The organism is Paenibacillus radicis (ex Xue et al. 2023), from assembly GCF_024722015.1.
Classification (GTDB): Bacteria; Bacillota; Bacilli; order Paenibacillales; family NBRC-103111; genus Paenibacillus_S.
Window position 1 is genome coordinate 106,889 of record NZ_JANQBD010000015.1, and the last position, 12,359, is coordinate 119,247.

General features: G+C 44.6%; 9 protein-coding genes. 6 read left to right on the forward strand and 3 right to left on the reverse strand.

What is annotated here, in order from left to right; all coding sequences use genetic code 11:
• Positions 1-46 precede the first annotated feature (46 nt).
• Genes NV381_RS20435 through NV381_RS20455 form a run of 5 tightly spaced genes read left to right on the forward strand, consistent with a single transcriptional unit; the run spans position 47 to position 8,159 of the window.
• On the forward strand, positions 47-1,084 hold the full coding sequence (locus tag NV381_RS20435; RefSeq protein WP_258215131.1) for a response regulator transcription factor: 1,038 nt from the start codon (positions 47-49) through the stop codon (positions 1,082-1,084).
• Positions 1,084-2,934, forward strand: coding sequence for a cache domain-containing sensor histidine kinase (locus tag NV381_RS20440; RefSeq protein WP_258215132.1), 1,851 nt, complete (start codon positions 1,084-1,086; stop codon positions 2,932-2,934). The genes NV381_RS20435 and NV381_RS20440 overlap by 1 nt, the downstream gene beginning before the upstream one ends.
• Positions 2,935-2,984: 50 nt before the next feature.
• Positions 2,985-3,752, forward strand: a complete 768-nt coding sequence (locus NV381_RS20445; RefSeq protein WP_258215133.1) for an SDR family NAD(P)-dependent oxidoreductase — start codon at positions 2,985-2,987, stop codon at positions 3,750-3,752.
• Positions 3,749-5,842, forward strand: coding sequence for a heparinase II/III domain-containing protein (locus tag NV381_RS20450; RefSeq protein ID WP_258215134.1), 2,094 nt, complete (start codon positions 3,749-3,751; stop codon positions 5,840-5,842). Before NV381_RS20445 ends, NV381_RS20450 begins: the two co-directional genes overlap by 4 nt.
• Positions 5,835-8,159 (forward strand): DUF4962 domain-containing protein, encoded by a 2,325-nt coding sequence (locus NV381_RS20455; protein ID WP_258215135.1) that lies wholly within the window; start codon positions 5,835-5,837, stop codon positions 8,157-8,159. The genes NV381_RS20450 and NV381_RS20455 overlap by 8 nt, the downstream gene beginning before the upstream one ends.
• A 144-nt stretch (positions 8,160-8,303) precedes the next feature.
• Here NV381_RS20455 and NV381_RS20460 read toward each other — a convergent pair whose 3' ends face one another.
• The 3 genes from NV381_RS20460 to NV381_RS20470 form a co-directional block, all read right to left on the reverse strand.
• Positions 8,304-9,365 (reverse strand): ABC transporter substrate-binding protein, encoded by a 1,062-nt coding sequence (locus tag NV381_RS20460; RefSeq protein ID WP_258215136.1) that lies wholly within the window; start codon positions 9,363-9,365, stop codon positions 8,304-8,306.
• 64 nt (positions 9,366-9,429) lie between these two features.
• Entirely contained in the window at positions 9,430-10,194 is a 765-nt protein-coding gene (locus tag NV381_RS20465) for an ABC transporter permease (RefSeq protein WP_258215137.1), read from the reverse strand.
• Positions 10,127-10,966, reverse strand: a complete 840-nt coding sequence (locus NV381_RS20470) for an ABC transporter ATP-binding protein (RefSeq protein ID WP_258215138.1) — start codon at positions 10,964-10,966, stop codon at positions 10,127-10,129. Before NV381_RS20470 ends, NV381_RS20465 begins: the two co-directional genes overlap by 68 nt.
• Positions 10,967-11,196: 230 nt before the next feature.
• Between NV381_RS20470 and NV381_RS20475 the strand changes: the two genes are divergently transcribed.
• Entirely contained in the window at positions 11,197-12,159 is a 963-nt protein-coding gene (locus NV381_RS20475) for a stalk domain-containing protein (RefSeq protein ID WP_258215139.1), read from the forward strand.
• Positions 12,160-12,359: the final 200 nt, after the last annotated feature.

A 12,359-nucleotide genomic window follows, 5' to 3' on the forward strand; every position in this document is an offset into this window, starting at 1 on the left:
CTAAGACTAACTACAAGCTACTTCACCAGAATAAGGGGTGTTCCTTATGTTCAGAATTTTGATTGCAGATGACGAACCGATGATCCGTAAAGGACTGCAGAAGCTGATCCAGCAATCCGGTCAGCCAATTGCGAGCTTGCGGCTTGCAGAGAACGGGGCGGACGCATTGCAGCAGATTCAAGAGGAGCGTCCCGATTTTTTATTTACCGATATCCGCATGCCCAAGATGGACGGACTGGAGCTGTGCAGACAAGTTGCGGAGCTTGATCCTGACATCCATATTGTAGTGGTATCCGGTTATAATGATTTTGAATATGCACAAAAATGTGTTTCTTATGGAGTCAAAGAATATATTTTAAAGCCTATTAATAAGAAAGCAGTCGAAACTGCCTTGGTTAAGCTTGCACATCTTCGTGCCAAGCAAATGACTCAGGCATTTGTTTCGGTTAATCGGTTGGAAGAATGGGTGGCTGTAGCTGAGGATGCAATCTGGTCGCTTAAGCACACCGTTTTGTTAGAGCTTCTGCTCAAAGCTCGTAGTGAGCTTACCTCTTATAACCTTCGGCTGAACCAACTGGTTGATTTATTGGGTGAATTTTCGGTACTGCTGAATAAACGTTTGAATGAAAGAGATGTATTTTCATTTTCGGAGCGGTTGCAGCTGTATGATGTTTCGAGTATAGACGAGGCATGGACACGGTTTGAAGCCAGCCTGGAGCTCTTATTTCAGGATTTGCGAATTAAACGCAAGGGAAAGCTGCGGGATCCTGTAGAGGAAGCGAAGCATTATATAGAAGATCATTTGGCTGAGGAAGTGTCACTAGAGGAGGTCGCCGACCGAATTGGGCTGAACGCCTCTTATTTTAGCCAGCTGTTCAAACAATCGACACAGGAAACCTTTGTCCAATATCGTACTCGCAGACGAATTGAAAAGGCCAAAAAATTGCTCGCACAGCCTCACTACCGAATTACCGATATTTCAGGTGAAGTTGGTTATGCGGATCATCCTCATTTTACTAAAACGTTTAAAAAATACACAGGCTTATTGCCATCTGAATTCAGGAACAAGCTGGGGATTGAATAATGAAGAGACGATCGCTGTCCGGACAAGTTTTTTTTTACTTCTCAATTGTTATTGTGCTATCGCTAGCATCCGTCGGGATTGTCTCCTATGTTCAATCGTCACGCGCGTTGGATCACCAAGTTGAGCAGTATATGGATCAAATGATTGATAATGCGGCTTATCAAACCGATATTTATTTACAAACCTATGAGCTGCTTAGCAATTCATTTTCATCCAATTCGGATGTAAGAGCTTTTTTTGAAATCGGAAAAGATGATGTGTATGAGTATTATTATTACTCCGATCAAATTAGAACTTTTGCCTCGAAATCGGTTCAATCGATTATTACGCTTTATAAGCAGCTAAATGCAATTTACGTTGTAGGCCAACAGGGCAGATCGGTTATATATGACAATCAGAACTTCTTATCTCTAGATGCGAGCTTGCTTCCGGAGAAATACGACTTTCTCATGAAATCGGCACCTGACAACAATAAAATAGTTCTGCTTAATACCAGCATCCGTCCTGAGGATCAGGGAACTGTTGTTACAATGGTGCGGAAGGTTCGCGGCGCGTCATACGATCGAAATAGAGGGCTTGTTGCCATTGAATTTAAGCTGCAGGAGCTGGCCAAAATTTGGGATCGGGTGAATATTGGCAAAGACGGCTATTTTTTTATTATGGATGACAATGGCAATCCGATCTACCATCCGCCAAATTTCCAACCTGACGAAGCCATGTTTAAAGAAATTTCAACCCATATATCCGATAGCGAAAATAAAGTGTTTACAACAAAATATCAAGGTGAAAACCGAATGTTTGTTGCACGCAAATCCGATTATTCCAATTGGCGGCTCGTTGTTTCGATGCCGCTGGATGAGCTGCGCAAGCCGATCTCTACAATCCGTACTGTCACCTTGGTAGTTGGTTTGGTTACGCTGGTACTGGCTTTGCTGCTTGCCTTTAGATTTGGCCGGTCCATTGTGGCTCCTATTCGGGAATTAAAGGAAAGTATGCGGGAAACGGAGAAAGGGAATTGGCGGCATCTGGATGAAAATGGGCGAACCGATGAATTAGGCGGGCTTATCCATAGCTATAATTTAATGGTGACCCGGTTATCGGAAATGATTGATAAAGTGTACGCAGCGGAGCTGCAGCAGCAGAAGGGAGCTCTACAAATTCAGGAAGCTGAGCTTGAGCGGCATAGAGCCGAGTTTCAAACACTGCAGCTGCAAATAAATCCGCACTTCCTGTATAACACATTGGAAACGATCAATTGCTACGCTATTGTCCAGGATTCACATGAGATAACCGAGATGGTTGAAGCGATGGCTTTTATGCTTCGTTATTCGATTCAAACTAATTTGGAAGAAATAACGATTGCTAATGAATTGAACCATGTACGTAATTATTTGATCATCTTACAGCACCGGATCGATCGAGAATTTGAGCTCGATGTAATCATTCCGCCATCCCTGTTGCTCGAGAAGATGGTAAGGCTGACCTTGCAGCCAATTATTGAAAACAGCTTTCAGCATGCTTTCCCTAACGGCATCGAGGCTCATCATAAGATAAGTATTGATGCACACAAGGGAAATGGGTTATTTAAGGTCATCGTTGAGGATAATGGAGCAGGGATTGCCCCTGACAGGCTAAAGCAGCTGCAGGAACAGCTAATGCTGAACCGATTGGCTGAGGAGGAAACTCAATCCGGCTACTATCGACGTGGCGGTATCGGTTTGATGAATGTTCACCGCAGAATTCAGATGGTATTTGGAGAGCAATATGGCTTGAGCATTGAAAGCGAGTGGGGGAAAGGCAGCAGGTTTATATTAACTATGCCGGATAAGCCCAATAAGAGATCTATTTAAATGATAAATAAAAGGCTGGTTAAACGGCTAATGATAGGAGGACGTAATAAATGAGTACACAATTACACGGCAAAATTGCTCTGGTTACAGGGTCCAATGCGGGTATTGGTCGAGCTATTGCCATTGCATTGGCTGCCAATGGCGCTAAAGTAGGCGTCAGCTACTTAAACAACAAGGAGCAGGGCGAAGAAACGGTAAAGCTAATCCGTCAAGCGGGAGGACAAGCTGAACTATTCCAGGCGGATGTGACAAATGCAGCACAAATCGAAAGCCTGGTTAGCGGTGTGGAAAGCGCATTTGGAAGCACAATTGATATTCTTGTTAATAATGCGGGTCATTTGGTCCAGCGTATCTCGAATGCGGAAATGACAGAGGAGCTTTACGATAAAATTTTAAATGTAAACTTGAAAAGTACGGTTTTCATGTGCAAGCGTGTGCTGCCAGGGATGAAAGCCAAGGGGGCAGGCCGCATTGTTAATATGTCGTCTATTGCTGCTTATAATGGCGGTGGTCCCGGTGCAAGCCTTTATGCAGCAAGCAAAGCGGCAGTAGCCAGTTATTCCAAAGGATTGGCTAAAGAAGTGGCGGGTGATGGAGTTACTGTAAATATCGTTTCTCCAGGCTTTATCGGGCAGACAGCATTCCATTCTACTTTTACTAGTGATGATGCTAGAAAAGCAACGGTTAACGGTATTCCTCTGAAGCGGGAGGGTACACCGGAGGATGTAGCTGGAGCTGTTTTGTACCTGGTCTCAGATCTCGCCTCTTATTTAACCGGTGAGACGATAGAAATCAACGGGGGGATGTTCATGCGATGAGAATATCAGAGAAGCTAACTAACACAACTTGGGCAGGACCAACGTTACAAGCACTAAAAGCTGAGCTTGATCAACTGGAAGCTAATGGAAGCCTGCATATTCCTCAAGAGCCCGGTGGCTGGTGGCATCAGTACGTATGCCCGACCCATCACACGGAGCTGGAGTTCGATCCTAATGAACGCGATGCGCATGTGTTCATGTGCCCTCATGGATGCCGCATAGAAGGAGACGCTTACCGCGGCGCATGGCTGGTGTTTAAGCATCAGTCCATGGCCCGGGTCGCACTCCAGGCGGCAGCGGTGTACGCGGGAACCAAGGAGCAAGCTTATGCGGATCTCGCGAAGCGAATCCTCGTAAGCTATGCAGACCAGTTCCCGCAATATCCGGTGCATCCAGACGCCCAGCCTTGGATGCTCAAGGGCAGAGCATTTCATCAAGCGCTAACGGAAGCTATATGGTCTACTACGCTGCTGCGTGCCTATGTGCTGCTTCAGGATGAAGGCATAACTCTTGATAAAGCTGAACAAGCAGCACTGGATATGTTTCTTTCGATGCTTGAGTCAAGTATGACACAATATCGGTATATATTAATTCATGAACGTAAAAATGCAGAGAACAATTATACAGCATGGTTAAATGCTGCCCTTTCCTGCGTCTACACAATAAGAGGGCAGCGCGAGCAGCTAGTAGACCTCATAGAAAGTGAGGGAGGCTGGAAGCATCATTTATCGATCGGGGTAAAGCCTGATCAATTCGAATTTGAAGGAAGCACTTATTATCATATTTTTGTATTGCGAGCTTATTTGATCTCTGCTGAGATGGCTCAGCGCTTCGATATTGATTTGTATCGTGCCGAAGGTGAACAGGGACAGTCGATGAAAGGAATGTTCGATGTGCTTGTCGGACTTTCCGATGATCAAGGTGTTCTTCCTGCACTGCATGACGGTCCACTAGCGAGGGTACCATTTGCTAGAGAGATTGCAGAGATTATGGAGATAGGACTTGCTGCATATGGTAACGAAGCTTATGCGCCAATCTTGGGAGAAGCTTATCGGCAAATGGATGGGCAGCGCTCCCGTATCTCGTTGGAGGCTCTAGTCTACGGCGAAGGGAACGCTGATTTGACGGGTTCCATGCCTGCCAGAAGCTCATTACTTCTGGCTGATTCCGGATTCGCAGTTGGCAGGAACTCGAATAATGGCTTGTCGTTTCTGGTAGATTTCGGTCCTCATGGCGGCTCGCATGGACATTATGACAAGCTGCACCTAAGTTTGCAGCATCAAGGCGGAGCATTTGCGCCTGATCTGGGTATGGTTCCTTATGGTTCATCACTGCGTAAAGAATGGTTTGCAGAGACAGCTAGCCATAACACAGTTTCAATTGGAGGCAAGTCGCAGGCCATTCATGAAGGGCGCTGCAAGCAATTTACCGAAAGTGAAAAATCTGTCTATGCTTGGCTGCAGTCTGAAGGTGCTTATGAGGGAAGCTTGCTTGAACGCCATTTGCTGTTGACCGATGAATGGCTGTTAGACTGGTTTGAAGTCAGTCTGGACAACGAGCAAATGATAGATTGGTGGATGCATGCGATTGCTTCACCTGAAGCTGTTGGGGGCAAATGGGTTAGTATCGAGTGCGATGCTTCGGAGACATTAGGTTCTAAGGAGTGTGGCTATGACCGCATAGAGCTGCTTGATCGCTACGCGGCAAACGCCGGAAGTGGAACGGGCGAATCGTCTCCCGTGCTGACAGTTAGCTATAACCTAGGGGATGCTGCATCTGGCACATTGTATCAATCGACAGTACAGTTCGATAGTGAAGCAGATGCTCTCTACCGGATCGCAACACCTGGAACTTCTGTTGATCCTAGCAAGCAGCTGAACGGATTATTGCACCGGCGTAACGGCCGAAAGGCCAGCTTTATTCATATTTATAAGCTTGACTCTGCTCCTGCTGTAAGCTGGCAATCCGTTGCTGCCACAGATGGAACGGGTTCAGGGCGAATTATTATTGGGGATCAACAAAAGAGAGTTGTTTGTGAATTGGATGCACAACAAGGATTGAAAGTGACATGGGAGGAAGACAATGAGTAAACCACTATACCAGCCGCAGAGCGGCGTATTGACCGTCCAATATGCTCCGAATGAGCAATCTATTCTGATTGAAAATCCGCCGCGGTTTACTTGGATACCCGCTCAATTGGAACATGATCGCTATGTTTTGCAGTATTCACGTTCTTCCCAATTCAATACGGAGGATACAGTGACGGTTCTCTCGATCGATTATAATTTATATACGCCTGATCATGTATTGGAGCCTGGAGTGTATTATTGGCGTTATGCCCTGCTTCTTGAAAAAGAAGAAGGAACTGCAGTTCCGGACGAATTAGCTTTTCAAACCGAATGGAGTACGATTCGCAGCTTTACGGTTACTGAAGGTTTACCGGAGACTCCTTTAGCTGGCAGAGGGGTAAGATATGCGCAAGCAGGCAAGGAGCATCCAAGACTGTGGTTGCAAGCTAGTGAGCTGCCGGATTTTCGCCGCAAAGTCAGAGAGAACCCTGTATCCGTAGGATGGGAAGCATTCTATGAGCGCTCTGTTAAGCCTTGGATTGAACGTGATCTTATTGCTGAACCACAGCCGTATCCTAACAACAAACGTGTAGCCAGCTTGTGGCGTCAAATGTATATTGATTGTCAGGAAGCACTTTATGCGGTTCGTCATTTAAGCGTTGCCGGAGTAGTGTTGGAAGATCAGAGCCTTATAGATCGCGCCAAAACTTGGCTGCTTCATATTACAAGCTGGGAAGTCAATGGAACGACAAGCCGTGATTACAATGATGAAGCATCCTTTCGGATCACGGGTGCATTGGCTTGGGGTTACGATTGGCTGTACAACGAGCTGTCGCATGAAGAGCGTGAGCTTGTAAGAGGGAACCTGCTGCTTCGTTCAGAGCAGATTGCCTTTCATGTTATCGAGCGTAGTAAAATCCATCATGTTCCTTTTGATAGTCATGCCGTACGTTCCTTATCTTCTGTACTAGTACCAGGTTGCATTGCAATGCTTGGAGAAGAGGAGAAGGCAGAACAATGGCTTAACTATACTTTAGAGTACTATGCTTGCCTCTATTCACCGTGGGGTGGGATTGATGGAGGCTGGGCTGAAGGGCCGATGTACTGGACTACGGGCATGGCATTTGTAACAGAAGCGATTAATTTGCTTAAAAAATATACCGGGGTTGATTTTTACCAACGTCCGTTTTTTCAAAAAACAGGTGATTATCCGCTCTATTGCTTCAGTCCCGATACGCTTCGCGCAAGCTTTGGTGATCAATCCACGCTTGGGGATCCTGTCAGCTTGAAAACAGGGTTTAATATCCGCCAATTTGCTGGCATTACGGGCAATGGACTGTATCAATGGTATTTCGAGCAAACAAAAGCGATCGATACGGATTCAGAGATGAAGTTCTACAATTACGGCTGGTGGGATTTCCGATTTGACGAAATGGTTTACCTGAATGATTATCCATCCATTCCTGCTCAACAGCCGAAGGAAATTGAACCGGTCAAATGGTTCCGTGATATCGGATGGGTAGCCTTTCATGCGAATATGGACCAGCCTGACCAACATATCATGCTTTTGACCAAAAGCAGCCCATATGGTTCTATTAGTCATAGCCATGGCGACCAGAACGGCTTCCTGCTCCATGCATACGGGGAACCGCTTGCGATTGAAAGCGGCTATTATATCGCTTTTAACAGCACGATGCATATGAATTGGCGCCGGCAGACACGTTCAACGAACAACCTGTTAATTGACGGCTTAGGGCAATATGCAGGAACGAATAAAGTACTGAATATGGCTGCATCCGGCATAGTGGAGGACGTTCAGACCCATCCTGCCTATACTTATTCTCGTTGTAACGCAACAGCGGCTTACAAGGAAAATGTGCCTTATCTGGAGCGTTATGTACGAGAGCTGTATTTCTTCAACGAGTCTTATATCGTAGTTGTTGATCAAGTGGATTTATCCCAGCCTGGAAAAATCGACTGGTTATTCCACACCTTGTATGAGATGAAGCTGGATGGGCAGTCATTTAAGGTAAGAGGACAGAAGGCGGATATGGACGGACATTTTGTATACAGCTCCTCCGGTGATTTGGAGCTGTCGCAAAGCAGTGAATTTACCGATGTGGATCCTTCGGAAATTGAAGGCTTGGATCGCCAGTGGCATTTGACGGCATCAACGCGCACGGCGCGAAGCCATCGAATTGCAACTTTACTTGTACCGATTCGTAAGGATGAACCTAAGTATGTTTCGTACTTTATGGACGATCAGGGACATGGTGTGCACCTGTACTTCACTGAGGACGGCGTTACGCATAAGATTGAGGTTCCAAAGCCTTACTAGATAGTTATAAAAAGGGTACTGAATTGTCGAGCAGCTCCAATTGTGCATACTACTGCATAATTCGGGGCTGTTTGTATATGAAAAAAGAGAACCCGCTATCCAACATCTATTACGATGATGGATAGCGGGTTCTTCTAACTCAACTTATTTTCCTGCTTTTACTTCTTCAAGTAAGCTCAGATCCAGAAATTTGCTCAGATCCAATTCTTCTTTTTTGATATCTTTGATATAACCGGCATCGATGGACACTTTTGCCATTTCCTCAATAGCTGCTTTATTAACATCTGTAGTCAAATTCAGTCGGGAGATAGCCGCTTTGATCAGGTTGATCTCCATACCTTTGCCACTTAGCGCTTTAAGGCGGTTATTGATTAGCTCATAAGATTTGTCAGGATTCTTCTTGATGAAATCAACAGCGTCTGCGTTGGCTTTAATCGCTTGCTTAACCATATCGCGGTGTTCTTTCAAAAACTTGTCGCTGGCAGCAAGCAACGTTAGAGGGTAGTCTCCATTGTTGGGTGGAATTTTGTTCCAGTCAACGATGATTTTGCCTACTCCTTCTTGCTCCATTTGAGTGCCCCAAGGCTCAGGTACCAATGTAGCTTCAATTTCTTTCTGGCGCATTGCGATTAGTGTATCCGCTGGAGCACGTGCAATAATTTGAACGCCTGTTTTATCCGTTGTTACATTAAGGTTATTCTCTTTAAGCAATAAACGAAGTGAAATTTCATTGGTGCTACCTTTAGTTGGAATGGCAACTGTCTTACCTAACAAATCCTTTGGACTTGAAATGCCCGAGTCCTTGGCAGCTACAAGCACCGCTCCACCGTTATTTGAACCGGAGACGATACGGAAGTTTTTGCTTTTAAGAAATTGGTTTGTAGCAGGACCTGGACCTGTGTAGCCTAAGTCGATTTGATCTGTAGCAAGTGCTGTCGAGAAGTCGGAACCGTTATCGAAGGCAGTAACTTCAATTTTGACGTTCTCACCCCAATATTTCTGGAACAAGCCTTGCTCTAAAGCGACATAACCAGGTGCATGAGTGACGTTTTTAAAAATACCGAGTCTAACCGTAGATGCGGGTGCGGAAGCTTTCGTTCCTCCTGCCGCTCCATCCTTGGCCGGTTCTTCTTTTTTACCGCAAGCGGATAACACCAGCACGGTAACCAACATAATAGCTAAAAGTAAGGACATATTTTTTTTCATTGTATTCTCTCCTTTTTAATATCGCCTGTTCATTTAGCTGGACAGGACGCACATTCAGTAATTGTTACTTCTTCTGACCGGCTAATCCATACCGTATTAATATGGTATCCTCCAGCCTTTTGAAGCAGAAATGGTCGGAAAGGGTACCTAGAGCCGCGATAATAATAACGATACATAACATCAACGCCGTATCGGCGAGATTGCGGCCGTCCTGAAGCAATTGTCCGAGCCCGACACCTTTGGCAATCAGCTCACCGGCTACCAGTGCCCGCCATGCAAACGCCCAGGCAACACGGACGCCTGTAATCATATGCGGGAAAGCTGCGGGAACCATAACTTGGTAAAACATTCGGAAGCCGTTTCCGGTGCCCATAGTTTGTGCAGCTTTAATATAGATGGGAGGAATATTCATAATTCCTGTACGGCTGGACATTGCCATGGTCCAGGTTGCTCCGAGAGTGGTGATGAAAATAACTGAAAAGTCATTCATTCCAAACCATATAATGGCGAATGGGAGCCATGCGATACTTGGAATGGTTTGCAGTGCAACAACCAAAAAGCCAAGAGTGTCATCAAGCAAACGATATCTTGCAAACAGGAATCCAAGCGTAGTACCGATTAGTATTGATATTACGAATGAGGTTAACAAGCGGCGCAAGCTTTCATATGTTGCTTCGAGCAGCCGTCCGTGGACAAGACCATCGTAAAAGGCTTGAAAGGTTTGGACAACGGAAGGAAACTTCCAGCCCCAATCAAAGATTCTAAATCCCGCCTCCCAAGCTATCAGAAGCAGAACTAGAAAGAGTGTTCTTCTTAATGCTGTACTCATCGCCCATTTCCTCCTTTACCACTTTTTCCAGCTCATCAGCGAGAGCTTCCATGATGCTGTTTTCCACGTGGTGGAGTATCGGATCGGCCAAATCTCTTGGGCGAGCGGCGCGAACTGAAAATTCTTTCTTGATCGTACCCGGACGGGTCGACATAACAAGAACACGGTCGGAGAGGATAACGGCTTCACGAATATTATGTGTAATAAACAGTATCGTTTTTTGTGTGCGCATCCAGATTTCTTCCAGATCTTTGTGCAAAATGAGCCTTGTCTGCTCATCAAGTGCTGCGAACGGTTCATCCATGAGCAATATCTCCGGGTCCATAGCCAAAGCGCGGGCAATTGCCGCTCTTTGTTTCATCCCGCCCGAAAGCTCGTGTGGATAGCGGTCAGCAAATTTGCTTAAATGAACGGATTTTATCTGCTCCATTGCGAGCTCTTCACGTTCTTTTTTTGAAACTCCCTTTTGTTTTAAGCCGAAAGCAACATTATCCAATACAGTTAACCAAGGAAATAAGGCATGTTCCTGAAACACAACAACACGGTCGGGGCCAGGTGTACTGCAGGGTCTACCGTTTACGGTTATAACTCCTTGCTGTGCTTGCTCCAAGCCTGCGACCAAATTTAGGAGCGTTGACTTTCCGCATCCCGACGGTCCCAGCAATGAAACGAACTCCCCTTTTTTAATGGAAAGAGATACGTTATCAATAGCAGTAAACGTACCGCCAGTACGCTGATGAAAGGTTTTGCTTACATCCTTGATTTCGATCAAATTGATTCACTCCCCCTAAAGTCCCAACAATGGTACTTTTCTTATGTAAGATCAAGCAAAATTGTTTTAGAGTTTCTTTCGCCATAAGAAGTTTTCTTATACCAACCTATTTTATCGGAATTAAAGCTTTTGTCAATATAAAATTTAAAGAGGAAAATTGTCAATACATGGCGAATTATAGGAGGATGGTTTTTTTTTGCAAATTTATTAAGAAAGGGTTTGGATAATTTATGAAGCAATGGAAACGTGTGCTTATCGCTGGAACACTGCTAGGCAGCACTTTCACCGCAGGTGTATTTGCAGAAGATGTGCTTCAGCGAGTGGAAGCTTATTTGCGACCCGATTTCAATATTGTAGTGGATGGAACTCCCGTTAAACTGGATGGCCCAACGCTTATTTACCAGGACGCGAGCTATTTGCCATTAAAAGAATTAGGAAACTTGCTTGGCGCGAATATCCTTTATAAGGACGTCAATAAAACCATTTATATTAACAGTCGCATTAATCCCGAGCAGGTTGTAGATGAGAAGGATCTTACGACGGATGAGTTTAAGTTTAAGAACCCTTATTCTATTATGGTCAATTATTTGGGTGCTGAGTATCCGTTGTTACTAACAAATGCAGAAGATAAGAATAATATATCTAATCGGCTTCTTTATTACCGTCTGTCGGATTTGAGGAAAATGGGGATCGAAACGGGCGGGATGAAAAAGTCGAAGGAAATGTTGACCGAAGAGTTGTATGTGACTGAAACTGAATTAAAGCAATTTGTGAAACAGATGCCGACTCAAACCAGAAGCTCAAGTGCTGATCGGTATGTAGTAGCAGGAGAACTTAATACGAAGAAGCTCGACGCTCTTCAAAATTACATAAAAACTACAATGAATTCTCAAAACAAAGATAATAAGGACAGGGATAGAGGATTCAAGTATACTTCCAAGCCAATTATCGTGGAAAAGACTGAAAACGAAAATGAATATCAGTATATATATTATCAAACCACCTATTTTGACAAATATATAAACAACCGTTATGTTCGAACTAAACTGACTTTGACCAAAAGAGAGCTCGATAGCGACGGTTACACAATTAATACTCATGCCATGACAGATTTAAATGAGCAGTTGGATATCAAAGAGAGAAGAAAGACGGAGGAGGAAGCCAAAAAGGTACTTGACCCTGTAATGCCATAAAGCTCAATGTTGTGATAATATAGACCGATCCCCATAGAGGGAGCCGGTCTTTTTGGAGTAAGTCATGAATTGTACACCTTGGTTTTGTCCTGTTCAAAAAATGGTTAAAATAAAAAAGTAAAAAGGTCAATAAACCAAGTTGCTAAATCATATGATTCATAATAAGATAGAAGTAAGTAACTGAATTATCTGAAAATTCT